The following is a 25,350-nucleotide window of genomic DNA, read 5'->3' on the forward strand; positions in this document are numbered from 1 at the left end:
TTACGTATCGCACAGATCTTAAATCAGCTGTATGGATGCAAATTTATCCATGATCAGATAATCCTTATTTGTTAGAATAGCACCGCGTATATGCCTTAATTAACAATGATACGATCAGTCTGTTGTAACTGTTGAATAGTCGTATGACCTAATCCAAACATACCCATCTTAAGTTCTAATTCACGCACCGCCATGGCTTCGTTTACCGCTTCAGCTGACTCAGTAGCTTCTTTTAATATAGTCTTGGCATAACCAACTTGACTTGCTCCTAGACCAATTGCTTTTAGTGCGTCAATGCCGTCTCGCATTCCACCGCTACTAAAAACAGGTACATCAACAGCGTCCTTTACCGCTCGTAAACTTTCAAGCGTTGGAATGCCCCAGCCTTTAAACGCTTCGGCTGCTTGTTTTTTCAACCGATCATTTGAGCGTAATTTTTCAACTTGAGACCACGACGTTCCGCCTGCTCCCGCGACATCAATAAATGAAACACCCACATCCGTAAGACGCTTAGCGGTATGCGCATCAATGCCGAACCCAACTTCTTTAACACCCACTGGAACACCCAGTTTATCAACCAGCTGTTCGATTTTCGGCAATAACTGTTCGAAATTCGTGTCGCCACTTGATTGAATCAACTCTTGGATTGAATTCAAATGAAGCACAAGTGCAGTTGCCTCAGTTTCATCAACGATGGTTTGACACATATCCGTCGTAAAACCATAATTAAATTGGACCGCTCCAAGATTCGCGACAATCGGAATCGTCGGTGCAAAGGAACGCACTTTAAACGATTGCCTGAACGCTTCATCTTCAATCAATGCGCGTGTCGAGCCAAGCGCAAAGACCCAGCCTCGGGCTTCTGCTGCGCGTGCTAAATGTTCATTAATACTACCTGCTAAAGCAGCACCGCCTGTCATCGAGCTAATTAGAAATGGTGTCGCAATCGGGATGTCTAAAAAGTTTGTTTGAAGGGAGATATCTTCAAAATTTATTTCAGGTAACGCGTTATGTATTACACGGATGCGTTCAAATCCATTTGTAACACCTTCACCTAATACGTCATCCGTTAAGCACCACTTAATATGTTCCGCTTTCCGTTTTTGAATGGATTCACTCATCCTTCTCATCCTCTACGTTGTTTTCGAAATCTGGCTAAATAATCGCAATTTACGCTCGGTCGGTACAATCGCCCGCGTCGCATAAACCTGATAATCGTTTTCTTTAACAATTTGGATAATCTCTCGGTAATAACTAGCGGCAAGCTTCAAGGTAAAGCCGCTCTTTTTCGGATATTGCTTCACATGCGCTAAGCCTTCTTTAAACCATTGATCAGCACGTGCAGTTAAATCATCAATCAAGCGTTTAAAGTTGTCATTAACGACTTGATTTTCCCAGTCTGTCTCCGTGTACCCATGCGCTTTAAATATATCTAACGGAATATAACGCCGATTCAGTTTTAAATCAGCTCCAACGTCTCGAATGATATTAACAATTTGCATGCCTTTGCCTAAGCTCACACCGGCTTCTAAAAGCTCATCATTTGGAGCGGGATGCAAAATCGGCACCATCATCTCACCGACACTTCCTGCCACACGGTAACAATAATCTTCCAGTTCATCCATCGTATCATATTTCGTTCGCACAAAATCAAGCTCTTGACCACTCATTTGTACGTAGTAGGGCGCTTTATCTAAAGAAAAGGTTTCGAACGCCCAACGAAGACTTGGCCAGATAAAATGACCGTCAGCGTCATCTAAACAATCAAACTGTTCTTTAAGTTCTGCGAGCGTATAAACTGAGGTTTCTGGCTCATCAACGGCATCATCAATCAAACGACAAAATGAATAAACGACATATACCGCTTCACGCTGATCTTTCGGTAAAAATTTAAATGCCTGATAAAAGCTTGAAGAACCCTCTTTCATCATTTTTTTGGTTTGTTCACGTAGATCTTTTCTCAGTGGCACAGCTTACTCTCCCTTCTTTATGTGTTCAAAAAGCAAACGTGCACCTTGCATCACGATCGGTACCCACCGCCAGGATGAACACTAGCTCCAACCGCATACAACCCTTTAATCATGGAGTGAATAATCTGCGGACGAAACGCGCCTGACCGATTCAACAGTGGCTTAACACCAAAGCTTCCGCCTAGATAGAGTCCTTCTGATGCAGTGTCACGTGGCGTACGGACAGGTTTCTATTCAATATGTTGACGTAAATTCGGTAACACGGTCGCTTCTACACGAGCTATTTGCCCTTCGATAAATGCACTTAACACCTCTTCAGAAACGGTCAAATCATTTGGCACGAGCATATATAAGATGCTTTTTCCTGCCGGTTGCGTCCGTTTCATCTATTTAACTGGGATCTAACAAATACATCATTACACAGCCCGTCGAAGGCTGATAAATTTTATCGGGAACTTTCGTATCCTTAATTAAATCATTAAGGGTCGGGTAATCACCATTATAGATTACTTTATCATACTTTTCTATTCCCGTAACGGTTTTAATCCCTTTTACCTCTTGATTTCCCACAATGATTTCTTCGCCTTTCACGTACTTGTTAATCTCTACCCGATAGGACAAAGGAGCGCTTCACCGATAGATAAAGTCTGTAAACTATACGCATCACACAAGCGTGGATCGGTAAAAAACGAGACAGATAGTCAGTAACCGTTCGATATGAAGTTGTTGATCTTCGTTACCGTACTTCCGAAACCCTGTGCCCTCAGGGTAATAGAAGTCATATAAAGGATCGACAGCCATTAGCTCGATATCTGCCATATCAAACCCTGTCTGTGCTAATGCTTCTTTAAATAACGCTGGTAGAAGCACAATGGTCGTTCCTTAGTCAATCGTATGCGAGCGGTTTGTTTGATAGGTTAATCGACCATCTCATTCGTCTTCTTTTTCATACAGACTAACCTTCCTGACTTCCCTAGCAATAAAGAAACCGTTAACCCCCAATACCTCCTCCAACCATTGCAATTGACACGATATCCATGCTCTCTCCAAACGCACCGTCACATTTTCAAACAGTGCACTTCATTTAATCTCTGATCACATATTGTTGATCAAGTAATTGTTGACTAATAATTGCTGATTGATAAATGGTTGGTAAACCACTCCCAGGATGCGTCCCACCACCAACAATAAAGCAGTGATCAAATTCTTCAAATTTATTATGTGGCCTAAAGGATAACATTTGTGGCAAGTGATGCGATAAGTTAAATGTCGCCCCTTTATAAACGTTGTAGTCTTGTTCCCAATCGAGGGGTGTAACAATCTTTTCCACCTCAATGTGTTCCCGCAAATCTGTTAGTCCATCGATAGCTTCTAATTTATCAAGGACTTTTTCACGAAAACGAGCTGATTCTACTTCCCAGTCAATGTCTGCCTTTAAGTTCGGTGCAGGGACCAATACATATAAAGCTGATTTCCCTGCCGGTGCCATTGTTTTATCAAGCTTGGACGGGTTATGGAGATAGAATGAGAAATCATCAGTAAGGCGTCCACCCGAAGTAACATCTTTAACGTTTTGTTCATAGTCATCCGCAAACACAACCATGTGATGCGGTAAATCAAGCGGTTTATCGACACCAAGGTACAACATGTACGTTGAGAGCGATAATCCCTTTTGCTCAAGTTTCTTTTTCTTATAGCGCTTTAAGTGTTTCTGATCAACAAGACGACTCATTGCATAACTGAAATCCGCATTGATCACGATATCATCAGCAAAATGTTTGTCGCCTGTCTCAGTCCGAATCCCAACTGCCTGTTTGTTTTCGATCAAGATTTTTTCTACAGGTGTATTTAGATAAATGTTTCCTCCGAGTTCTCCAATCACTTCAGCCATCGCCTCAGAAACTTTATGTACACCACCTGTCGGGTGAAAAAGTCCTTGTGCATGTTCCAAGAATGATAAAATAGTAAACGTGCCCGGACACTCCCAAGCGGACATCCCTAAATACTTTGATTGAAATGAAAAAGCATATTTTAGTCGTTCATCGGTAAAGTATTTCGATAATCTTCCGTAGACCGTATCTAAGGCGTTTAAGTGTGGTAACGCTCGGAATGTCGCATTGGAGAAGTAATCTTTATATGTTGCAAAAGGTTTTTTCAATAATTCTGATACAACCTCAAACTTTTTGCCTTCCTTATCTAAAAAGCGGCGGTAACCTTCACCATTACCTGGAAATAAACGCTCAATTTCTTGATACGTTTGTTCGTGATTTCGACTTGGCCGGAAGTAAACATCACCAAACTTTAAAGTGTATAACGGATTAAGCTCTGTCATCTCTATATAATCCTCTATTTTACGCCCACTATTTTCAAATACTTCTTTGAGTACCGATGGCATCATATAAAAGGTGGGCCCTAGGTCAAACTTAAACGCACCTATGTTGAGCCCAGATGTTCGTCCCCCAACACGCGATTGTTTTTCATACACATCGACTTGATACCCTTTATACAATAATTGCATTGCTATTGCTAAACCACCCGGTCCTGCACCTACCACGATTACGCGTTTATTCATCATTTATTCCTCCAATTCATTCTGTACTATGTATAACTTAAAAGTTAAAACGTGACATTTTTCTTGTTTTATTATATAATTTTTGTATAACTTTTGTATAGAAAAATGTTTTATTTTTTTATTCTTTTCAAATCAGTCGAGAAAAACAAGCATTTAGAATAACTTTTCCTTATCACTTTAAATAAAAACGCCTAAAACCATTAACAATCTTTAGTAATATCGTTATAATAAATAGCAACCAATACGAACGATTAATCGTCTTAACTTACAGGAGGTGCGTCCATGTACGGTATCCAAAAAGTTTCTGAATTAACGGGGGTTTCACCCATCACACTTCGCGCTTGGGAAAATCGCTATGGCATCATTAAACCAGATCGAACGGATGGCGGTACGCGGATATACTCAGAACAAGACATCGAGAAGTTAAACTGGGTTATTCAGCAAAAAAATGATAAAGCCATATCAATTAAACAAGCGATGCAACTCCTCAAAGATAGAGAGAAGCGCGAGCAAAAGAACCAATTAAACCCTAACAACTATGATTGGTATATCGACAAAATTTATTTAACCCTAAAAAACCACTACATGGATGAAGCGACAAATTACATTGACTTTCTCGTTGACACATTGGGCCATGAACAAACGTTTCACGATTTCTTTATTCCTGTCTTAACAAAAATCGGCTTGTCATGGGAAAACGATGATTTATCCGTTGCAGAAGAACACTTTATGAGTCACTATATTCAGCAGCGGATTGCAGAATACTTTTACCAACTAGAAGTTAAACAACCAAAACAAACAGCAATTGCTGTCTGCCCCACCGATGAAATGCACCAGATTGGCTTATTGCTTTTTTCTATTTTTTTGAAGAAACAAGGGATTAACGTGTTATTCATTGGAGAAAACACCCCAGCGGATTCGTTGATTGATTTAATCAATAAGCGCAATATTAATTTATTAGCTGCCTCGTTTACGTTAGCTTCAAGTATCAATCAACTTACTAACTTGATTGATACAGTCCGAGAGGCTGCACCTAACCTGGACATTGTGATTGGTGGTCAAAACTTACAACTCTTACCCGAAGACTATCAGCGCTATCAAATCGGTCATACTGTTGCCGCATGGAAAGAGTGGCTTAATCATTAACGACAGAGAAGCGAAGAGAATCTATTCTCTTCGCTTTTGTATATTACTCATTGCATCTACTCAACATAGTCTACCTAATAGAACAGGGACAACCACCTCTACCCTAGGGGCGTTACACATGCAAGCATCCACCGAAAAGTGATACACTAGCGTTACTGAAACGATAACTATCTATGAATTGGAGCGAGTATATTATGAGAGAAGCTTTACTGGAACGATTTATATCTTACGTCACGATTGATACGCAGTCAGACGAGACAAGTCCAACCACACCTTCAACAAAAAAACAGTGGGATTTACTTCATCGCTTGCATGCTGAATTAGAAGCGATTGGTATGAGCGAGGTATCTATTGATGCATCCGGCTATTTGATGGCCACTTTAGCAGCCAACACAACCGCGAAGGTCCCAACGATCGGTTTCTTAGCACACGTAGATACGGCCACTGATTTAACAGGAACAAATGTCCAGCCACAAGTCATTGAAAACTATGACGGGACAGATATCACCCTAAACACACTTAAAAACATCGTCCTTAAGACGTCAGAGTATCCTAACTTAAATCATTACCATGGGCATACGTTAATTACGACAGATGGCACTACCTTACTTGGGGCTGATAATAAAGCTGGCATTGCGGAAATCATGACCGCAATGGCTTATTTAATTGAACATCCTGAAATCAAACACGGAAAAATCCGTGTTGGGTTTACGCCTGACGAAGAAATTGGTAGGGGCCCACATCATTTTGATGTTGAGCGCTTTGGTTGTGATTATGCTTACACTGTTGATGGGGGACCACTTGGCGAATTACAGTATGAAAGCTTTAATGCTGCGCACAGTAAAGTAACCATTCACGGCAATAACGTTCACCCTGGAACAGCAAAAAACAAAATGGTTCACGCAACAAAACTGGCAATGGCTTTTCATGACCGGTTACCGAAAGCTGAAGCTCCCGAATTCACAGAAAAGCATCAAGGCTTTTATCATCTGTTAGATTTTCACGGTGATGTTGAAACAGCAACCTTAGATTACATTATTCGTGACCATGATAAAGTTGGCTTTCTTAATCGAAAAAAATACATTGATAATGTTGTCCATGAATTCAAACAAAAATACGGGGAAAACCGGATTGAAATTAAAACGACAGATCAATATTACAATATGAAGGATAAAATAGCGCCTGTTTTCCACATTGTCGAGATTGCCAAAGCGGCGATGATTCGTCAAGGGATTACACCAATCATAGAACCGATTCGCGGAGGAACTGATGGTGCTCAACTTTCATATATGGGCTTACCAACGCCTAATTTATTTACGGGGGGCGAGAATTTCCATGGGAAATTCGAGTTTGCTTCACTCGATGATATGGAGAAATCTGTTCAGACGATTTGTTTAATTTGTCAGATGTATGCAGAAACAGAGGGTCATGCATGAGGAATAATTTAGTAAAGTGGATGAAAGCCAATCAGATACTGCTTTGGATGTTCTTAAGTTTTAGTTTACTGTTCGTCGCAGGTTATATTTTCATTGAGCTCGCCGAAGAGGTTTTAGAAAACGAACAATTCATGATTGATCATCAATTCCAGCAATGGTTAAGTTTTGAGCCGAATTCTACCGTTCATCACTTGTTTCAATACATTACTGAACTTGGTTCGATTTGGTTTTTAATGCTGGCATCTACAATTGCTGTCGTGGTTCTCTACCTCGTCTATCGTGAACGTTATTTAATTAGTATTTTTATGATTAATATGGCCGGGACATCCTTACTTACTTTATTACTAAAGCAAGTCTTTCAACGCGACCGACCGCAGATTATTGATGCCGTTGATGGTGTCGGTTACAGTTTCCCGAGTGGACATGCTACTGGCGCAATGGCTTTTTATGGGTTTTTAGCCTTTATTATCTTACAAAGTCAGCTAAGACAGTCACTTAAATTCTTTATTACCACTTGCCTCGTCATCATTATCGGACTTGTCTTAATGAGTCGTGTGATTCTAGACGTCCACTATTTTACAGACATTGTGGCCGGTGGACTACTTAGCTTCGGTTGGCTTCAAGCCTCCATCCTGTCCATCTATTATTTACGTCACAAAAGCCGATCGTCTTAAAAGCCTTACCTTTAATTTTAATTACTCATGCAAAAAACCAGTGCGTCAGCGCACTGGTTTTTGCGATATCTATTTCGTTTCTCTTTAAAAGAACGTGGTGATTGATTCACTAATTAAAGAATATAATTAATAATAAACCAGAGAATCCCAAAGAAAATCACCAGGATAGTGCCATATTTGATCACAGCTACGCCAACTTTACTGGCATCTGATTTTTTCTCGTGCTTTGTTACTTCAACATCTTTATCTTGAACCCTATCGCATTCTCCTTTTTATACGCGCATGTTAACTAACGCTTCCACGTCTGTACATAATGTAAACATATTGAGGAAGAAACGCGACTTTGTACATGGGAGGGAAACTCATTCAATTAATTCTTCATCCACTGAAAAATATTCAATTTGTCGATCTAATGCTTGAATACGCATCAAGGCTTCTTCATGACTTATTTTACGATAATGATGATGTCCACCTACTTCTTCTACTTTGGTATCTGCTTGATGGATACACTCCTGCAGTGGCGTTAGCCGGAGTTCTCCTTCCGGTAAATAAGAATCGGTGTGAAGCAAGACCGCTAAAGCAATTGCTTTAGCTTTTTTCGGATCTTCTCCGAGACGAATCAGTAGCTTGTGCGCGCGTTCCGCACCTTTTATGGCATGAATATCGTTATCTTTGTAGAGTTGATAATCCCACTTCCCGTCACGATACCACTCGTAGTGACCAATGTCATGTAAAAATCCTGCCTTCGTAGCAAGATCAGGATCAACCTGATAATCCTCAGCTATTTCCAGGGCGCTCTCTGCAACATCTATCGCATGTGCCATACCAGAACGATTCACATACTTCTGCACAATATGGTGATGATACAAGTCTTCTAGTTTCACATTTCGCATATGAACGCCCCCCTTTGTTATTTTTGTTTTATACCGTACCATGATTTCTCTATATTATCAAGTTACCTAACCATTCCCGCTTCTTAACGATTAGAAACGTTTCGCTCCTTCGTTCACGTGTCCATCAAAAGAAGAAAATCCCAATCAGAGAAGTAACCTTTATCCTGCTATGACCGTTGTCCAGTTAGCTCACACTTAAGCAGCTGACGGCTGGCTTGTCCCTAGCCAAAAAGCTCTGAACCTTTAAAAGCGTTCAGAGCTTTACTGCGTTTGCAAGCGTTTAACGTCTACATGCTTTGCGAATGACTGTCATTCCTTCGCACATATGTGTGTGCTTGAAACGGGACACTTCTCTCAGCGTTGCGTCATACCTTACACAGAATATTTTAAGATATGGTGGTACAGTGCCCCGTAAAGGTTCGCTGCACTTCTAAAGTGGCAGGTAACGAGTTTCGGTGAGGCAACATGTTTAGGATTCGCATTTTTCAAGCGTATCATTGCTTGCTCAAGCCGTTCTAAAAAAACAGGCTGGACGCTGATCCCCCCACCAATGGCGAACACCTCTGGATCAAGAATGTATTGGAGATTAAAAATTTGCGTCGCTAACCGTTCACAAAACTGATCAAAAATTGCTAATGCTTCTTCATCTTGGTTGCTAATATACTTAAAAACTCCGATGCCGTCATCTTCATCTAATCCTTTAAGTTGAGCAATCGCATTAACCATCTTTGAGGCTGAAATTGTTTCAGCAACAAAGTTAGCCTGCCTAGTATCAGGATTAACGTGCGTCATTACGTAACTGACTTCGCCCGCTTCTAAATGCGCCCCTCGATATAGCGCGCCATTAATAATTACCCCACCGCCTAGACCGGTGCCAATGACGAGAACGACACTATTTTTATGACCTTTAACACTTCCTTGCCAAAGCTCGGCAAGCGCTGCACACTTTGCATCATTTTCAATTGAGACATGAACACCTGTTTTCTCCCCTAAACGCTTTTCAAGATTGACTTCATGTAAATAGGTTAGTGCTCCGCCGTGATAAACCATGCCCGTATCGACATCAATGGTACCCGGACAACTGATCGCAATCCCTTGAACCATTGGTTGTAGTTGATACACATCATACATACGATCAATTAACGTTTCAGTTGATTCATAAGGTGTTTTAAATTTACCCGCTTCTATTTCGTTACCTTCTAATGTCATATAAGTATACTTCACAAATGTTCCACCAATATCGAAGACTAAATACATCCTGCCACTCCGTTCCAATCCATTTTCTTCTTATTATACGGGTAAATCAATCGCTTTCATAGCGAGATTGAAAATTTCCATCTATATCATTTTTAATTTTCGCGAATATCGCGTTTCATAAAACCTAGTGCTCCTACTGAATAAAAGATAAGCGCCAATCCACTAACTAAGATCAGTGGCAAAAGCTGAAAGCTATCAACAGGAAGTTCTGGAATATGATTGAATGGCGATAACCTCATCACAACCGTTGGCAACTCTAATAAATCACCTAAATAGATAGTAATAAAACTAAACAATAAATAAAACCAGCTAAATCCTTCCCACTTTCCTTTCAACCCATAAATCATGACCATCACACTGAGTACTAACCAGATGGCAGGCAAGTAAACCAATTGCGCTTTAACTAGTGTCATAAAGCTAATTGATACATCAATTACACTAACACCAATACCTGCTAGACTGACAATCCCGAGCACTAACATGACGATGCTCGTTATAAAGCCTAGGCTAACATAAGTGATGAACACCTTTAATCGTGAAATGGGTCGAGCTAAGAGGTGATCGAGTCTGCCAAATCGTTCTTCTGTTTTAATCCGATGGAAAACCATCAACGCAGGTATCGTTGAAATAATTGCCATGATTTTCATCAAGATAGAGATGAACTGCTCCGTTATACTATAGGTCTCTGTGTTGCCAATGATTTGCATAATCGCTTCATTCTCTGTCAGAAATCCTTCTAAATCACCGAGAACTGAACCGTAGCTTAAACCAATTAACACCATTCCCACTGCCCATGACCATAACGGAACCTTCTGTAAATTCAGCGCTAGTCCCGGTAAGGTTTTCAACAAATTGGAGGCTTCTGCTTTCCCTGCACGATCAGGAAGCAAACCACTGCCTAAGTCTCGCCGTGCCCGAAGCGAAAGACTTATCACAATAATCACATCACTAAGTGCTAAAATGACAAGACTTGGCCAAAAATAATTATTTACATATGCTTGTGTTTCTAATAATAAACCAAGCGGTGATAAGACTGACAATATGTTATCTCCTGCATCCCCGACTGCTCGGATGATATAACTGACACCTAGTACTAGATAAGCGAGCATCATCGCCCCGCGTTGGTTATTGCTTAGCTGCGCTGTTAATAAGGTCACAGCACCAAAAAAGATACCGACCGCAAACAGTGCCGTTCCATAAGCTAGTGAGCCGATCAAATCAATCGAATCAATATTAAATAGTGCTAAACCAAAAGCAGTTATAAGTCCAAGAATCAGATTTGATACCACCAGAATTACAACGGTCGCAAAGCTCGGCGACAAACGACCAATTGGTAAAGCCAGTAGCATTTCTAATTGATTATTCTCTTCATCTGCGCGTGTTAAACGAATCACGAGTAGAATTGACATAATTGCAACCACTACCATTGTCATCAGTAACATTTGATGGCTCAACATTGCTCCGTTCGTGTAATTATCTAGTCCGAATCCTCGGCCAATCAATGCCTTCATCGCTGGATTCTCCATCGTCTCTGCCATCATTTGACGTTCTTCTTTTGATTGATAGAGGCCAGAAAAAGCGAGGGCGACCGCTAAAGTGACCGCAACAATATTAATAATCCATACCGGTAATTTTACACGTTCTCGCTTTAAATAAAATCGAATCAGTTTATTCGCCTGATAAAACGATTGCTTCCGCATCATTTATTTCACTCCCTCCGGTTCACTTTCATAGTGGCGCATAAATAAATCCTCTAAGGTTGGTTGCTGACTTTCTAGTTTTGTCACATTGTACGTGCTTAAGTAACGCAGTACTGGCGCTAACGATTGATGATCAACTTGGAAATAGTAAGTTGCACCATCGCGTTTGACATCATAGACCCCCTCGATTGAGGCAAAGTCGGTTAAAGCATCAGTTGTTTCAACAACAAATTGCATCCGCGTAAGATGACGCAATGCCTGCAAGGAACCCGACTCAATGATTTTCCCTTGTCGAATGATTGCAACATGATCACATAGCTGTTCAACTTCAGATAAGATATGACTCGATAACAAGACACTTTTGCCTTTTTCTTTTTGTTCAACAATTAACTTTTGAAACTCACGTTCCATTAATGGATCTAACCCTGACGTGGGCTCATCAAGAATATACAAATCACTTTCTGTACTAAAGGCTGCGATTAAAGCCACTTTTTGCCGGTTACCTTTCGAGTAGGTGCGGCACTTCTTCGTTGGATCAAAGTCAAAGCGCTTCATCAAAGAAGCTTTACGGGTTTTATCGATGGCTTTCCCTTGCATATCAATCAATAAGTCAATGACTTCACCACCTGTTAAATTCGGCCAAAGATTGACGTCTCCTGGTACGTAACTGATTCGCTTATGAATATTCACCGCATCTTCATAACTATCCATACCAAATACTTGGCAACTGCCACTGTCTTTTCTTAATAAGCCCAACAAGACGCGAATCGTTGTCGATTTGCCTGCACCGTTCGGGCCAATAAATCCAACAATTTGTCCCTTATCCACCATTAAATCAACACCTTGTAACGCATGCACCTTACCGAAAGATTTCTCTAAACCTTTTACTTCAATCATCATTTGAAAACACCACCCTATTCTTTGTAATATGCTTGCTTGAGCACGGCTAAATATTGATAAAACTCATCCCAGTAGGATGATAAATCAAGTGTTGCAAAGTCTTCTGCTTTTAAGCGTGCGGTCAGCATCTGCTGGTAACCATTAATAGACCATTCAATCAACTGCATCGCCTTATCAGCATCCATATCTGCTTTAAATAAGCTTCGGTCAATCTGTTGGTACATTTTTTGATAGCCTTCTATGATCAGCTTTTGATAACGCTCTTGTATCGTTGTTGGCACATTGAGTTGTTGATTTTCTTTTAACATAAAGGTTCCTAAAAAGGCCATTAAATGCGGATGTGCTTTAAAAAGGATCATCTTTTTCTTAGCGATTTGCTGCATCCGTTTAATAAAATCAGTTACACTTAAATCAATCTGATCAAGAAAAGCTGTTTCAATTTGCGTTAACCCATAGTCAAGTAAATACAAATATAACTGTTCTTTTGTTTTAAAATAATAGAATAACATTCCTTTACCAATGCCAGCTTCTTTTACGATGCGATTTGTTGAGGCGTCTGCATAGCCGTAACTAGCAAATTCCTTCATCGCAACTTCAATGATGTACGCTCGCTTTTTAGGGTCTAATTTCTTAAAAGGATCATCCACATCTCTTCCTCCTCTCTACAGAAAAGACCACTCTGGTCGACTCAAATATAGCACAGTCGACCAGAGTGGTCAATTTTTCATTTTCATATTGATTTCGCTTTCTTATCGGTAGCTCAATTATTTTGCTTTCCTTTCAAGTACAGTTAGGCCGATAGCACCGAACACGACCATTAATAGTACCAATAAGCCCAATGGTTCAATGACTTCAACGACTGAAGCTCCTTCTCGAATCACTTCAGATAGAGCTTCAATTCCGTAGCGAATCGGAATCACTCGACTCATGAACAAAATCACAGGTTGTGTCACAAACTCAATCGGCCAAAATGCACCGCCGAGCATCGCTGATGCGGTGGCCACAATCGGAATAACCGCCTGTAATTGTTGCGGTGTCTTAACAAAGGCAACCAGCATGAGCCCTAAAGCTACAATACTAAATAAAAACAAGCTAACGCCGACGAAAAGCGCAAGATAGCTCGATCCAAATGAAAACCCAATGATTTGAGTGAAGATGACAAAGCTGAGTAATACTTGTATCAAGCCGACGGTATAGTAAAAGAGAAACAGGCCTGCGTACAACTGCCACTTATTTATCGGGGCAATAATGATACGGTCCCATGTTCCTTCTTTTTTCTCTTCAGCAATACTCATCATCTGAAAGAGGACGGTATACATTACAAAGTATAACGTCATTCCCACAACAACTTGAATTTGATAGTTAACTGCCATTGTTTCTGCTTGACTCGATTCGATACTCAGTTCGATATACGTATCGATATCATCCGCAGTTAGCTCGTTCGCTTCTAACAGTTGTCGCGTATGATAGTAGGCACTTAAGTACTGATCAGTCATCGGTTGACTAAACGATTCGCTTCCAGTTAAAAACCGATAATTATCCGCAGATAATTCTACGGCAAAAGCCATTCGGTTGTGGCTCAAGTCTTCTTCTACCGCTTGAATTGTCGATGCAGTAAACTGATAATGATCGGTTTGATTTAATTCTCCTAACCGTTCTTGATAAATCGCTTCAGACAAGTCTTCGGTGTAGGTGACGACTTTGATTGTACTCGATTGCTCACCTTGTCCTAAAAACACGACAAACAGAATCGTTAGCCCAAAAAAAGTTAGCACCAACATCGGCTCTTTTAACAGACGCTTCCACTGTAACCGGTAAATATCTATCATTAGCTTAACCTCCTTTTCGGAAAACTCACCACGGCGAGCACAAAGATAACAACGCTCATGATAAGAATTCGTATCAGAAGTGGCGCACTCACATCAAGGCCATACCCTTGGATTTGTTGTAAGTAAACCGTCATCATTGCGCCATTAGGCGTCCAGTTCCCAAGCGTCCGGATAAACGGTGAAATTTGTTCAACTTGTGTAAAACTCCCGCCTAAAAAAGCAAATAAAGTGACCACTAACCCACTAAAAATACCTGAGACTGAATCACGTGACATCATGAGCGTTAGTGATGTTAAAAGTGCCGTTAGTGCACCAATCACGACAGCATAAACGAGCGTCATCCATGTCATCGTCAACCAAAAGCTCACCGATTGATTCGGAAACGAATCAAATAACACGGTTGATAAAAGCACCAAGATCAGCAATTGTAAAAAAACCAACACATAACCACTGATTGCTTTACTTAGTAAATAGCGCATCGGCTTTTCCCCTGCCAGCATCATCCGCATTAATACATCGGTTTTCTTTTCTTTAAAGGCATTTGATGATAAGGAAGAAGCGACATATAAACTAAACATCATGGCCATCCCAATTGTATAATACTGAAACGCAGATACAGGGGTTGTCGTTTCCACGGAGACGGTTGCACCGTATTCGGTTTGATCAGGAATAACCACTGATTCCCCACGTACGTTTTGAATCGATAGCATTAAATTATACTCTGAAACAAAACGTTTGAATATTTGCTTAAGCACATCGGCCTGAATCGTCGTTTCATCATGGACACGTAACGTTAACGCCTGCGTAATGGCTTGATCAGTCACTTGTTTTCTCACGATTTGGCTTGTCAATGCCGCCGGTATTGTTAATACACCACGTACCTCTTCCTCTACTAACGCCGCTGCTGCAGCTTCAGCATTCATATATTCCACATTGAGTAGCGCCTCATTTTCTAGCTCAATCAACATTTGATTAATCGCTTGATTCACATCAACGCCACTCACTATCGCATCAATCGTTGCTTCATCAAGCCCAGTACTTGCTAACTGATCAACAATTTCTGTTTTTTCTTCCTCATTATTTTCCATTTCGACAACGGCAAATGGAATCGCTTCTAATTGTGAGGTATTGTTCATCAAACCACCTAAAGCAAAGCCTAAAATCGAAATGAGGACAAATGGCATCACCAAGAGTATCAACAATTCCGAACGGTCTTTTGAAATAGTGAGGACATCTTTTTTTAATAAATTGAACATATGACCCCTCCTAATCCCGTAGTTTTCGACCGGTTAAATGTAAAAACACATCTTCAAGTGTCGGTGTTTGAATCGATAAGGTGCGTACGGCTACCTGGTGTGTTTTAGCTAACTCAAAAACGTTCCCAAGTAACGCATCGGTTTTATCTGCAATGACTTTGTAACCCGTTTGCGTTTCAATGACTTGCTTGATTAAACCGTCTTCTACTAATGCCGCTTTGAACGCGTCTTTTTTATCATGCGTTTCGATAATGACCGTCTCTTCATCACTCAGTAAGGCCGTAAGCGCTTCTTTTGTTCCTTCAGCAATAATTTGACCATGGTCCATGACATAAATACGGTCACACAATTTTTCAACCTCTTCCATGTAATGCGACGTATACAAAACAGTCATGTTTTGTTCTTGATTTAATTTCCGAATCAGCGCCAAAATATAACTACGCGACTGAGGATCAATCCCGACCGTTGGCTCGTCCATAATCAGTACTTTCGGATTATGAAGTAAACTGGCCGCAATATTGATTCGACGCTTCATTCCGCCTGAATAAGTTTTTATGCGGTGCTTCTTGCGGTCTGCTAGTCCTACTAAATCCAATACTTCATTTATTTTATCTTTTAGTGCTTTTCCCTTCATCCCATATAAACGTCCAAAAAACTGCAAATTCTCATACGCCGTTAACTCTTCATAAAGAGCAATATCTTGAGGTACAACCCCTAAATCTTTTCGCAAAGCTTGGGTATGTTTCAAACTATCTTGACCGTTATAATAGACACCACCTGCACTTGGTTGAAGCACCGTTGCCATCATTGAAATCGTCGTTGATTTTCCAGCACCATTAGGACCTAATAAACCAACGGACTCCCCTGCTTGCAATGATAAATTCACCCCATTAACAGCCACCACATCTTTAAATGTTTTCGATAATCCGTTCACTTCTAACATCTCTTCACCTCACCTGTTCATTTTGGTTGATTATGTGTATGATTTCACTTTCAGTATAGCGAATCCATTTGTCTTTGAACATAAAAAATAGAAATATTTTTAAAAAACTGACAACAATCACAAGGTGCTAACTCTTCCTACCAACCCTTAACTATGAGGATTGAACCAGCACCAAAGCATAAAAAAGCGTACACATAATGTGCACGCTCTCGTTTTATTACACGTGGATGTTATTTTACAGTGTCGTCACAATCGGTCCTTCTTTTGTGAGAATAATTGTGTGTTCATATTGCGCAACAAAGCTTTCATCGGTCTGATAAGTCCACGCATCATCAGCTAAATATACATCTTCCTCATTCGTTGAAATAAATGGTTCAAAGGCAATCACCATTCCATCCTTTAAGATTTCATCATCCCAGCGTGAGTAATAATTAAAAATATGTTCAGGTGATTCATGAATCGAGCGACCAATTCCATGTCCAGTCAGATTTTTTATCACCGTTAAATCATGTTTTTTAGCCACTTCGTGCACAGCTTTACCGAGCACACTTGTTTTCGCACCTGGATAAGCTAATTGAAGGCCGGCATCAAATGCCTCTTTTGCCACATCACAAATCTTTTGCAAGATTACATCCGCTTCGCCGACGACAAAAGAAACACCAGTATCTGCAAAGTAACCGTCTTTTGACCCTGACACATCAATATTAACCAAGTCCCCTTCTTTAATGACACGCTCAGAAGGTATACCATGAGCGACTGCTTTATTCACACTAATGCACGTATAACCTGGAAAATCATACTCACCTTTCGGTGCTGATATCGCCCCATGTCTTTCAAAATGTGCTTTTGCGATTTCATCAAGTGCCTTTGTTGTGACGCCTGGCTTTGTCGCTTGTACCAATTCATCACGAATCGCACCACATATTTTACCAATCTCAATTAATCCATTAAAATCTTCTTTTGTTTTTGCAATCATGCTATAGCCTCATCCTTTATTTATTATTCATTGTTCTTGTTTGATTCTATCACAAATCATTCGATCAGGGTGCTAAAACGGTGATAAGTCTTCCACTCAGAAGAGGATGTAATCTAAAAAAGCAGCACACGAATTCAAGATTTTCGAAAACTGTTTGCTTGTTCATGAATTTGTAATCGGATTAACCCATCATCTGAACGGCTTTGAAACCCCTTCCGGGGTTTCAGTAAAGTCTTCATTTTTTAAAAACAAAAAAACTAGTGAGCACCTTTAATTAACCTGGTGGTCACTAGCATTTTCATTGCTCACATCACAGTCCAAAAGAAGTGAGGAGGTATTCACTTCATGCTGCTTTTAAAAGTATTCTTTTTCGATTTTTTTATCACTACGGGTCGTATCGATTGGACGTACTGCCTGTTCAATCTCTTTGCGTTTTTCTTCCAAGAATGGTGGTAATGATAATTTCTCACCTAAAGTTTCATATGGTTCGTCACCTAAGAAACCTGGACCATCTGTTGCCCATTCAAATAAAATTTGCGGCGCTACCCGGGCATATAATGATTCAAAGAAGAAGCGATCAACGTAACCTGAGGTTCTTAAACCAAATTGCGGTAAGTATTCAATCCAACCATCGAGTGCCACGCGGTCTTCGACACGGAAAGCAACATGGTGAACCGTTCCATAACCTTGGCGACCTTCTGGTTGATTGGTTACATGATGGACCAGCACTTGTGCCCCATTACCACCTTCACCAACCTCATATAAATACTTGCCATCTTGATCTTTAATTTGTTCAAAGCCTAAGATCTGCGTTAAAACTTTATTAAAGAAATCAAAGTTATCAATTGTAATATGAATCGGCCCAAGTCCAAGAATTTGATAATCGTTCGGTACAGGGCCCTCTTTCCATGGAACACCGGCAGGAACACCGCTATTGTGTTCATCTGAAACAAGTTGATACTGTTGCTCATCAAAATCAATAAAGTTAATAACCTTTTTGCCGAACTGTTCAGTGATGCCTTCATGTCGAACATTGTAATGATCAAACCGCTTCACCCAATAGGTCAATGCTTCATCACTTGGAACTCGGAAGCCTGTTCGATAAATTTCATTTGTTCCATGTTCTCCTTTTGGAATGTTAGGAAAATCAAAAAAAGTCATATCTGTCCCTGGGCTTCCCGCTTCATCTGTAAAAAATAAATGATAAGTTTGAATATCATCTTGGTTGACTGTTTTTTTGATTAAACGCATGCCTAATGTGTAAGTAAAAAATTGATAGTTCTTTTCGGCACTACTTGTAATTGCAGTTACATGATGAATGCCTTTTAATGGTTGTACCATTCATATCCACTCCTTCAAAGTTTAAACTGACTTGTTTTATAACACGCTTGTTAGTCTGTTCCCATTTCTTCTCGTTCACAATCCTAAAAATAAAATTATCTTTAATTCGAGATAAATATAACATCTGTTTACAGCTACGTCAACAAAACTGCCTTCTTATCGTTTAATCGCCACTACTTTCGGGTATTTCTTAACGAAACGGCAGTTTTTATTACAGCAGAGGAATGGAGATTATTATGGCACTATTTGAAAAACAGAAAAGTTATTTCCACATGGGAAACACAAAACCACTTGCACATCGTCTAGAAGCATTGACGTTGCTCAAAGATGCAATTAAACAATATGAACCAAAAATCATTGAAGCGCTTCATCAAGATTTACATAAATCCGAATTCGAAAGCTACATGACTGAAATTGGCATTCTCTATACTGAGATTGATCATGTCAAGAAACACTTGAAAAAATGGATGCGACCAAAGAAAGTCAAAACAGCCCTTACACATCTAGGTACCAAAGGAAAGATTCACCACGATCCCTACGGAGTCACCTTAATTATTGCACCATGGAACTACCCTTTTCAACTCGCAATTGCACCACTCATTGGGGCGATCGCCGGCGGAAACACAGCTATTTTAAAACCATCGGAGCTCACACCACATACAGCAAATGTCATCGATGAGATGATTAGTCATACGTATATCCCTGAATACATTAGCGTGGTTCAAGGTGGCGTTGATGTATCAACCGAACTGCTTGAAACCCCTTTTGACTATATTTTCTTTACCGGCAGTGTAAATGTCGGGAAAATTGTCATGGAGAAGGCGAGTCATCACCTCACTCCCCATACGCTAGAGCTTGGTGGTAAAAGTCCGGCGATAGTTCACGATGACGCTTCACTAAAACTAGCAGCGAAGCGAATTGCCTGGGGGAAATACATCAATGCAGGTCAAACCTGTGTCGCACCCGATTATGTTTATGTCCATGAAGGCGTAAAAGAACGGTTTTTAGAACTGCTTGCAGAAGCGATTGATGCCCTTTATTCAACTGATCCAATCAATCACTCAGAATACACCCACATTGTAAATGAAGAACATTTCAAGCGACTCACACGTTTCTTAGACAATGGTCAGTTAATCAAAGGTGGTCAGACAAATTCTGACAAACGCATTATTGCGCCTACAGTTCTCAGTAATATAACCTTTGATGATGCTGTCATGAAAGATGAAATTTTTGGTCCAATTTTACCTATTCTTAGCTACCAACACTTAAATGATGCGATCGAGATGATCCAAAAACAACCAAAACCGTTAGCGCTTTACTTATTTAGTGAAAAAAGCATCACGCAACAAACGATTTTAGACGAACTTTCATTTGGTGGCGGCTGCATTAATGATACCATTTACCATTTAGCAACACCCTACTTACCCTTTGGCGGCGTCGGTGCGAGCGGAACAGGAAACTATCACGGGAAATATTCTTTTGATACCTTTACACACCAAAAGAGCGTCTTAAAACAAACCACTTATTTTGATTTAGACCTGCGTTATCCAAATCAAAAGCATGGCTTAAAATGGGTAAAAAGATTATTAAAGTAACGCTAACCTAAGCGAAGGTTGTAGCTACAAAAGCACGGTTTCATTTTGGAGGTGTTACGTTGAGTACTTTATTAATAACTGGAGTCATTGTCTTTCTCGTTATTGAACTCTACTACTATATTCGAAAGCGCGCTGATAAGCATACGCACTTTAGTCATCCGATGTTTCTCAAGCTATTCTTTACCTTGCTGGCCATCTTTGTTGGTTTTAGCCTCTTGTATTATTCCCTTTATTTAAATGGACATATTGTAATTGTCGACACCGTACATGACCGACAAATCAATCATTTTTCTGACTTTCTCTACTTTAGTGGTGTCACGTTAATGTCTGTTGGATATGGTGATCTCGTTCCTGTAGGTGTTGGACGTATTTTCAGTTTATTAGAAGCATCACTTGGGTTATTGCTTCCATCTGCATTTTTTATAAAAGCAATGAGCGATAAGGACCAATCAAATTAACTCGAATTATCTTGATGAGTTGTACAAGGCTGATTAACTTGATGAGTTGATTTACGTGTGTTTTGTTGATATATTAGTGCTACAAGAAAGTAATGAATAAGCCTTCAAGGGGAGCTAGTGAAGCTAGCTGAGAGTAAGCCTGATGCTTAGACCCTCTGAACCTGTTAGTTAATACTGACGTAGGGATGGTGGCTTTTTTGATGCCGTTTTTAAGCAATGCGCGGGCCCTCCATCAGGAAGCACCCCTTTTTAGCATTGCTTTTTTGTATACCATTATTCAGGAGGATTAGATGTATGCAATCCAAACGTACATTATTTTTAATTGAAGTAGCTATTTTTACCGCCTTTGCATTAGCGCTTGATATTATTCCGTTTCTGTCATTTAAGATCTGGGCGCAAGGGGGATCGATTTCTTTTGCGATGATTCCTATTTTTATTGTGGCTTTTAGATGGGGGATGAAAGGAGGACTTCTGGCAGGTTTTTTGTATGGCATGTTGCAGATCATGATAGGCGTCGCTTGGATTATCCATCCCGCCCAAGCCCTGTTAGATTATCCAATTGCTTTCACAGCACTCGGATTGGCGGGACTATTCGCACCTCAAGCTAAACGTTCTTTATCATTTGGCAAGACCCAAACATTTGTTACATGGGTGCTGGCCGGGGTTTCAGTCGCAATTATATTACGGTTTATCAGTCATTATTTAGCCGGCGTTATCTTCTTTAGCTCGACGATTGATGGGCTAAACATTTGGATGTATTCATTTGTTTACAATGGATCATATTTGTTCCCATCATTACTTATTAACGTATTGGTCGTCAGTTTTCTTTTCAACAAACGACCATCACTACTTAAAACCGCTCCATGATATTCATTTAATCAAATCTATTCCTTAAAGATTGAGGGCAAACAGATTCACCCCTAAGTAAATGGACATGCATGCACTTAGATAAATTGCTGCTTTTCAGATCGACAGGTGTGCGTGTTTTTTTGTTTAGGATAAACAAATCCTTTACCAGGGATTGGATAAATAATCGTTAGTTTCACAACAAATAGGAGAGCAGCCAGGTTCATTTGGCTGCTCTCCTATTACTTATTGATGAGAATATCGATCTAAACTCTACTTATCATTCACCCGTTAAACCACAGATCGAGAAAGCTTGCGTTAATCAATCGTCACACCGAATGGCGAGACAAATAAATCTAATGCTTCAATATCATTTTCTTCCCAGCGTGTGATAATTTCAGGATGGTTCTTTGTTGTTGTCGTATACACAATCCCGCAATCCCCTCCACCTGCACCTGAGGACTTCGCTGCCCCGGTTGGTGCCGCTTCAATTAATCGGGTTAATTTTTCAGTTTCAATCTCAACACCTGCGTTAGTACCCAGGGTCTTTAACGCTTTACGGTTAGCTTTAATGCCCGTCAAAATTAAGTCGACGTTATGCTCAGTAAACCCTTCAGCAATCGTTGCCACTGCTTTATCTGATGCAGTTAAGAACGCTTGATACTCAGCTTCATGCGTCGCTTTATATCGCGCAACATGTTCAACAAGGTCTTTTGTTGACGCCTCTTCTTTTGTCCAACCCACCAGTAAATGTAGATCTTCTGGCGCAGGTAAGACACTAATATGAAGATTTGGCCACTCTTGTTCAACTAAAGCAGGGATGGGTGTGTGTTCTTCAAGGTTTGCCTTTAACCATTCAAAATCAAAGCTACGATAGAAAATATAACCACCAAAAACACTAGCGGCGATATCCGCACATGAGCCATTTCCTTGTGCTTTATAGTGGGCAATCGCTGCTAACTTAAACACGGTCATCGAGCTCGAATTATCTTCACCACCGCAACGAAGTAAAGCCTTTGTGAGCGCAACAGTTAAGGCTGCACTTGAGCCTAAACCATACTTATACCCTTCTTCATCATCAAGTTCACTCGTCACAAAAATATGTGCCGGTGTATCTTCTCCCTTATACTGATAAACTGTTTTCATTACCGAGCTAATAAAACGAAGCCGTGAATCTTTATGTGACATTTTTAACTTATCCTTATCAAATCGCCAGTTAATATCGGTTAAACCTAAGTTAGGCAAATCTAATCGATTTAATCGACTGGATTGAATATCAACCGATAAATATCGATCAACCGCAGCCACAATGCTGGTATGATTTTTCTCTGTAATGGCGTACTCACCTGCAATAAATAGTTTGCCCGGCGCCCGGACAGTATAACGTTGTGCGTTCATGATGGTTCCCCCTCATCAATCTAAATAAGTAATCCCCGGGCCAACTCGGCAAGGGTAAATCTCGCTTACAACATCTATTTGATTCAGTCGCTCGATTACTGCTTGTTCATTTTCAATTTCGACAATTACTTTAACGTTCGGTCCAGCGTCAATGGTAAAGTAAGCCAGCAGGCCCTCTTCTCTTAATTGACTCACCGCTTCCATCACTTTTAACGTTGCACTTTGCCAGTACATAAAGGGCGGGTCCGCCCCTAAGGTCGTTGCGTGCATTTTCAAAGCATTGTATTCCAGGATTTCACCCATACTTCTAAAATCACGCGCATGAATAGCCGTTTTAATGGCCGCTAAATCTCGATCAACGGTTTTTAACCAGCCTTCGTAAAAAGGTGAGGTTTCCACGGTTCGCTTCATTCCTTCACGACTTAGAACCTTCTTCTTTTCGGTGGTAACTTCAACTGATAGAACAGCAAGATCAAATTCATCTTGATTTAAGATCGGTATTGCATGCGAATCACTGCCATCTGGTAACTGACCCTTTTGCCATTCAACAAACCCACCATAAACAGAACGGCTCGCAGAACCTGAGCCTTGGCGTGCTAAGATAGATAATTCTTTTTCAGTAAAGGTCTGACCAGCAGCCTTTATCGCTGCCGCCGCTAAAGCACTATAACCACTTGCTGAGGAAGCGAAACCAGCAGCTGTCGGTACATGATTAACGGACTCGACATGCGCAAACCGGGTTTCACCAGTTGCACGTCGCACTTTATCTAAAAAGTGCTGGACTTTTTCGCGTTCCTTCCCTTCAATAACGGCATGGTCTAACCTAAAGCGATCGGCCGTTAAATTGGCATCAAATTCTACACTCGTTTCGGTATAAAATCGATCTAGGGTAATCGATAAACTACTATTCGTGGGCAAAAACAGTTGTTCATCTCGTTTTCCCCAGTACTTAATTAAAGCAATATTAGTGTGTGCGCGAGCTGTTTTTTTCATGCGTCATCACCCCACTCGTTAATTGAAACGACCACGTTTCTTTTGCTCCCGCATTTTTTAATGCAGCTTCAACCCCGATTGTTGCCTCGGCTGATGCACATAAAGCAAACATGCAACCCCCGCGACCACCACCGGTCAATTTAGCACCTAAGGCGCCATTTAAAAGACTCACCTCTACATAGTGATCCAAGCCTGGATCACTCACCCCTAAAGCTTTTAATTCTTGGTGGGCTTTAACCAATCGTTCGCCTAACTGAGTAAGTTCACCTGTTTTAAGTAGCGTCCGCACTTCTCGCGCAAGTTTACCTAATTTATCAAAACTTTGTTCAGTTGCTAACGGTGCTTCTTGTAAGCGATCTTTGACTGAAGTCACTGCTAAATGAGTATCGCCAATTCGGCCGGTATCTGCGACAACAATATTGAGTGGTACTGATAATTCAATTGGTTCAATCAGTTCACCTTTTTGGAACCAAATCGGTTCATCATTAATCACTGCTTCGCGGTCAATTCCGCTTGGTGTCCCGTGCGCATATGTCTCTGAGACGTCAACCAAATCGCGAAGTGTTTTTAGCGATAAATCCCGTTCAAAATAATTAAACAATCCTCGAATAATGCTCGTTGCAATCGCAGCACTAGATCCTAAACCTCGACCAATCGGAATCGTCGACGTCAACTCAATGCTGAAGTCTTTTACCTGTTGATGTAATTTTTCGCACGTGGCGCTAACAATTTCTTTTAACCCTTGCATTTTTGTTGGTAAGTCTGTCATTCGACCTTGATAGAAATCACTAATCAATTCGACAGGTCCAGCTTTCGGATAGATGGTCACTTCAGCTGACACTGCATCAAACGGAATTGCGATTGCCGGTTGATCGTACACAACCGCATGCTCACCAATTAATATTAATTTGCTGTGTGAGAACCCGCGAGCCCTCACTGATTGATTTATTGCCATACGTCTACTCCTTTTTCATGTAGTTAACGAATTACAACATGAAACTAAGTTCGTCTATATCCATACTCATGATTTGCTCATCGATGCGTCATGCAAAACTATTTTCATTCACGAAACGCATTTACGTAACGACGCGCATGCTGCTCTTTTTATGACTGGTTAAAAAAATACAAAATCTTAACTTTACTTTTTCAGAGAAAACAGCACTATCT

Annotated in this window: 25 protein-coding genes and 1 riboswitch; of the genes, 6 read left to right on the forward strand and 19 right to left on the reverse strand. The window is 40.5% G+C overall.

The features are described 5' to 3' along the window. Nucleotides 1-95 precede the first annotated feature (95 nt). From fni to DES38_RS07285, 6 genes are all read right to left on the reverse strand, one after another. The gene (gene fni / locus DES38_RS07265) at nt 96-1,121 is read right to left on the reverse strand and encodes a type 2 isopentenyl-diphosphate Delta-isomerase (RefSeq protein WP_110251451.1); all 1,026 of its coding nucleotides are present in this window, start codon (nt 1,119-1,121) and stop codon (nt 96-98) included. 12 nt (nt 1,122-1,133) lie between these two features. Next, a complete protein-coding gene (locus DES38_RS07270; protein ID WP_110251452.1) occupies nt 1,134-1,970 on the reverse strand; it encodes a phytoene/squalene synthase family protein in 837 nt (278 codons plus the stop codon). Nucleotides 1,971-2,200: 230 nt separating this feature from the next. Further along, nucleotides 2,201-2,356, reverse strand: a complete 156-nt coding sequence (locus DES38_RS11995) for a hypothetical protein (protein WP_170114366.1) — start codon at nt 2,354-2,356, stop codon at nt 2,201-2,203. A 4-nt stretch (nt 2,357-2,360) separates the two neighbouring features. Continuing rightward, nucleotides 2,361-2,540, reverse strand: a complete 180-nt coding sequence (locus DES38_RS07275; RefSeq protein ID WP_146206363.1) for a hypothetical protein — start codon at nt 2,538-2,540, stop codon at nt 2,361-2,363. Nucleotides 2,541-2,633: 93 nt separating this feature from the next. Next, nucleotides 2,634-2,840, reverse strand: coding sequence for a hypothetical protein (locus DES38_RS07280; protein ID WP_110251454.1), 207 nt, complete (start codon nt 2,838-2,840; stop codon nt 2,634-2,636). Nucleotides 2,841-3,054: 214 nt separating this feature from the next. Beyond that, nucleotides 3,055-4,545: a phytoene desaturase family protein gene (locus DES38_RS07285; protein ID WP_245881983.1), complete on the reverse strand. Its 1,491-nt coding sequence runs from the start codon at nt 4,543-4,545 to the stop codon at nt 3,055-3,057. 279 nt (nt 4,546-4,824) lie between these two features. Between DES38_RS07285 and DES38_RS07290 the strand changes: the two genes are divergently transcribed. The 3 genes from DES38_RS07290 (at nt 4,825) to DES38_RS07300 (ending at nt 7,798) form a co-directional block, all read left to right on the forward strand. Continuing rightward, nucleotides 4,825-5,688, forward strand: a complete 864-nt coding sequence (locus DES38_RS07290; RefSeq protein WP_110251456.1) for a MerR family transcriptional regulator — start codon at nt 4,825-4,827, stop codon at nt 5,686-5,688. A 194-nt stretch (nt 5,689-5,882) separates the two neighbouring features. After that, nucleotides 5,883-7,124, forward strand: a complete 1,242-nt coding sequence (gene pepT, locus DES38_RS07295) for a peptidase T (protein ID WP_110251457.1) — start codon at nt 5,883-5,885, stop codon at nt 7,122-7,124. Next, entirely contained in the window at nt 7,121-7,798 is a 678-nt protein-coding gene (locus tag DES38_RS07300) for a phosphatase PAP2 family protein (protein WP_110251458.1), read from the forward strand. The genes pepT and DES38_RS07300 overlap by 4 nt, the downstream gene beginning before the upstream one ends. A 362-nt stretch (nt 7,799-8,160) precedes the next feature. On the opposite strand, the gene DES38_RS07305 is transcribed toward DES38_RS07300, so the two are convergent. The 10 genes from DES38_RS07305 to DES38_RS07350 all read right to left on the reverse strand — a co-directional run bounded on the left by DES38_RS07305 (nt 8,161) and on the right by DES38_RS07350 (nt 18,893). Further along, complete coding sequence (locus DES38_RS07305) at nt 8,161-8,691, reverse strand: HD domain-containing protein (protein WP_110251459.1); 531 nt, start codon at nt 8,689-8,691, stop codon at nt 8,161-8,163. A gap of 372 nt (nt 8,692-9,063) precedes the next feature. Continuing rightward, on the reverse strand, nt 9,064-9,948 hold the full coding sequence (locus DES38_RS07310; protein ID WP_110251460.1) for an ROK family protein: 885 nt from the start codon (nt 9,946-9,948) through the stop codon (nt 9,064-9,066). A gap of 92 nt (nt 9,949-10,040) precedes the next feature. Continuing rightward, nucleotides 10,041-11,651 (reverse strand): ABC transporter permease, encoded by a 1,611-nt coding sequence (locus DES38_RS07315; RefSeq protein ID WP_245881984.1) that lies wholly within the window; start codon nt 11,649-11,651, stop codon nt 10,041-10,043. Next, nucleotides 11,652-12,548: an ABC transporter ATP-binding protein gene (locus DES38_RS07320; RefSeq protein ID WP_110251461.1), complete on the reverse strand. Its 897-nt coding sequence runs from the start codon at nt 12,546-12,548 to the stop codon at nt 11,652-11,654. 14 nt (nt 12,549-12,562) lie between these two features. After that, entirely contained in the window at nt 12,563-13,195 is a 633-nt protein-coding gene (locus DES38_RS07325) for a TetR/AcrR family transcriptional regulator (protein ID WP_110251462.1), read from the reverse strand. A gap of 117 nt (nt 13,196-13,312) precedes the next feature. Further along, nucleotides 13,313-14,377, reverse strand: a complete 1,065-nt coding sequence (locus DES38_RS07330; protein WP_110251463.1) for an ABC transporter permease — start codon at nt 14,375-14,377, stop codon at nt 13,313-13,315. Continuing rightward, the gene (locus DES38_RS07335) at nt 14,377-15,633 is read right to left on the reverse strand and encodes an ABC transporter permease (protein ID WP_110251464.1); all 1,257 of its coding nucleotides are present in this window, start codon (nt 15,631-15,633) and stop codon (nt 14,377-14,379) included. Before DES38_RS07335 ends, DES38_RS07330 begins: the two co-directional genes overlap by 1 nt. A gap of 10 nt (nt 15,634-15,643) precedes the next feature. Continuing rightward, on the reverse strand, nt 15,644-16,576 hold the full coding sequence (locus tag DES38_RS07340) for an ABC transporter ATP-binding protein (protein ID WP_110251465.1): 933 nt from the start codon (nt 16,574-16,576) through the stop codon (nt 15,644-15,646). A gap of 235 nt (nt 16,577-16,811) precedes the next feature. Next, entirely contained in the window at nt 16,812-17,552 is a 741-nt protein-coding gene (gene map, locus DES38_RS07345) for a type I methionyl aminopeptidase (protein ID WP_110251466.1), read from the reverse strand. A 354-nt stretch (nt 17,553-17,906) separates the two neighbouring features. After that, entirely contained in the window at nt 17,907-18,893 is a 987-nt protein-coding gene (locus tag DES38_RS07350; RefSeq protein WP_110251467.1) for a ring-cleaving dioxygenase, read from the reverse strand. 224 nt (nt 18,894-19,117) lie between these two features. On the opposite strand from DES38_RS07350, the gene DES38_RS07355 reads away from it, so the two are divergent. The 3 genes from DES38_RS07355 to thiT all read left to right on the forward strand — a co-directional run bounded on the left by DES38_RS07355 (nt 19,118) and on the right by thiT (nt 21,813). Then, nucleotides 19,118-20,488 carry an aldehyde dehydrogenase gene (locus tag DES38_RS07355; protein ID WP_110251468.1) on the forward strand — a complete coding sequence of 457 codons (1,371 nt, stop codon included), beginning with the start codon at nt 19,118-19,120 and terminating at the stop codon, nt 20,486-20,488. Between the two features lie 59 nt (nt 20,489-20,547). Beyond that, nucleotides 20,548-20,946 (forward strand): ion channel, encoded by a 399-nt coding sequence (locus DES38_RS07360; RefSeq protein WP_110251469.1) that lies wholly within the window; start codon nt 20,548-20,550, stop codon nt 20,944-20,946. 97 nt (nt 20,947-21,043) lie between these two features. Then, nucleotides 21,044-21,149, forward strand: a riboswitch (TPP riboswitch). A gap of 91 nt (nt 21,150-21,240) precedes the next feature. Continuing rightward, nucleotides 21,241-21,813 carry an energy-coupled thiamine transporter ThiT gene (gene thiT, locus DES38_RS07365; RefSeq protein ID WP_110251470.1) on the forward strand — a complete coding sequence of 191 codons (573 nt, stop codon included), beginning with the start codon at nt 21,241-21,243 and terminating at the stop codon, nt 21,811-21,813. Between the two features lie 297 nt (nt 21,814-22,110). On the opposite strand, the gene DES38_RS07370 is transcribed toward thiT, so the two are convergent. Genes DES38_RS07370 through mvk form a run of 3 tightly spaced genes read right to left on the reverse strand, consistent with a single transcriptional unit; the run spans nt 22,111 to nt 25,138 of the window. Then, nucleotides 22,111-23,190, reverse strand: a complete 1,080-nt coding sequence (locus tag DES38_RS07370; protein ID WP_110251471.1) for a phosphomevalonate kinase — start codon at nt 23,188-23,190, stop codon at nt 22,111-22,113. Between the two features lie 15 nt (nt 23,191-23,205). Then, nucleotides 23,206-24,183: a diphosphomevalonate decarboxylase gene (gene mvaD / locus DES38_RS07375; RefSeq protein WP_110251472.1), complete on the reverse strand. Its 978-nt coding sequence runs from the start codon at nt 24,181-24,183 to the stop codon at nt 23,206-23,208. Beyond that, nucleotides 24,155-25,138, reverse strand: a complete 984-nt coding sequence (gene mvk, locus DES38_RS07380; RefSeq protein ID WP_110251473.1) for a mevalonate kinase — start codon at nt 25,136-25,138, stop codon at nt 24,155-24,157. The genes mvaD and mvk overlap by 29 nt, the downstream gene beginning before the upstream one ends. Between the last annotated feature and the right edge of the window lie 212 nt (nt 25,139-25,350).

Source organism: Streptohalobacillus salinus, from assembly GCF_003201605.1.
Classification (GTDB): Bacteria; Bacillota; Bacilli; order Bacillales; family Amphibacillaceae; genus Streptohalobacillus; species Streptohalobacillus salinus.

Coding starts and splice junctions, on each gene's coding strand:
- fni (WP_110251451.1), bottom strand. CDS start 1,121: ATGAGTGAATCCATTCAAAAACGGAAAGCGGAACATATTAAGTGGTGC.
- DES38_RS11995 (WP_170114366.1), bottom strand. CDS start 2,356: ATGAAACGGACGCAACCGGCAGGAAAAAGCATCTTATATATGCTCGTG.
- DES38_RS07285 (WP_245881983.1), bottom strand. CDS start 4,545: ATGATGAATAAACGCGTAATCGTGGTAGGTGCAGGACCGGGTGGTTTA.
- DES38_RS07290 (WP_110251456.1), top strand. CDS start 4,825: ATGTACGGTATCCAAAAAGTTTCTGAATTAACGGGGGTTTCACCCATC.
- pepT (WP_110251457.1), top strand. CDS start 5,883: ATGAGAGAAGCTTTACTGGAACGATTTATATCTTACGTCACGATTGAT.
- DES38_RS07300 (WP_110251458.1), top strand. CDS start 7,121: ATGAGGAATAATTTAGTAAAGTGGATGAAAGCCAATCAGATACTGCTT.
- DES38_RS07305 (WP_110251459.1), bottom strand. CDS start 8,691: ATGCGAAATGTGAAACTAGAAGACTTGTATCATCACCATATTGTGCAG.
- DES38_RS07310 (WP_110251460.1), bottom strand. CDS start 9,948: ATGTATTTAGTCTTCGATATTGGTGGAACATTTGTGAAGTATACTTAT.
- DES38_RS07315 (WP_245881984.1), bottom strand. CDS start 11,651: ATGATGCGGAAGCAATCGTTTTATCAGGCGAATAAACTGATTCGATTT.
- DES38_RS07320 (WP_110251461.1), bottom strand. CDS start 12,548: ATGATGATTGAAGTAAAAGGTTTAGAGAAATCTTTCGGTAAGGTGCAT.
- DES38_RS07330 (WP_110251463.1), bottom strand. CDS start 14,377: ATGATAGATATTTACCGGTTACAGTGGAAGCGTCTGTTAAAAGAGCCG.
- DES38_RS07335 (WP_110251464.1), bottom strand. CDS start 15,633: ATGTTCAATTTATTAAAAAAAGATGTCCTCACTATTTCAAAAGACCGT.
- DES38_RS07340 (WP_110251465.1), bottom strand. CDS start 16,576: ATGTTAGAAGTGAACGGATTATCGAAAACATTTAAAGATGTGGTGGCT.
- map (WP_110251466.1), bottom strand. CDS start 17,552: ATGATTGCAAAAACAAAAGAAGATTTTAATGGATTAATTGAGATTGGT.
- DES38_RS07350 (WP_110251467.1), bottom strand. CDS start 18,893: ATGGTACAACCATTAAAAGGCATTCATCATGTAACTGCAATTACAAGT.
- DES38_RS07355 (WP_110251468.1), top strand. CDS start 19,118: ATGGAGATTATTATGGCACTATTTGAAAAACAGAAAAGTTATTTCCAC.
- thiT (WP_110251470.1), top strand. CDS start 21,241: ATGCAATCCAAACGTACATTATTTTTAATTGAAGTAGCTATTTTTACC.
- DES38_RS07370 (WP_110251471.1), bottom strand. CDS start 23,190: ATGAACGCACAACGTTATACTGTCCGGGCGCCGGGCAAACTATTTATT.
- mvaD (WP_110251472.1), bottom strand. CDS start 24,183: ATGAAAAAAACAGCTCGCGCACACACTAATATTGCTTTAATTAAGTAC.
- mvk (WP_110251473.1), bottom strand. CDS start 25,138: ATGGCAATAAATCAATCAGTGAGGGCTCGCGGGTTCTCACACAGCAAA.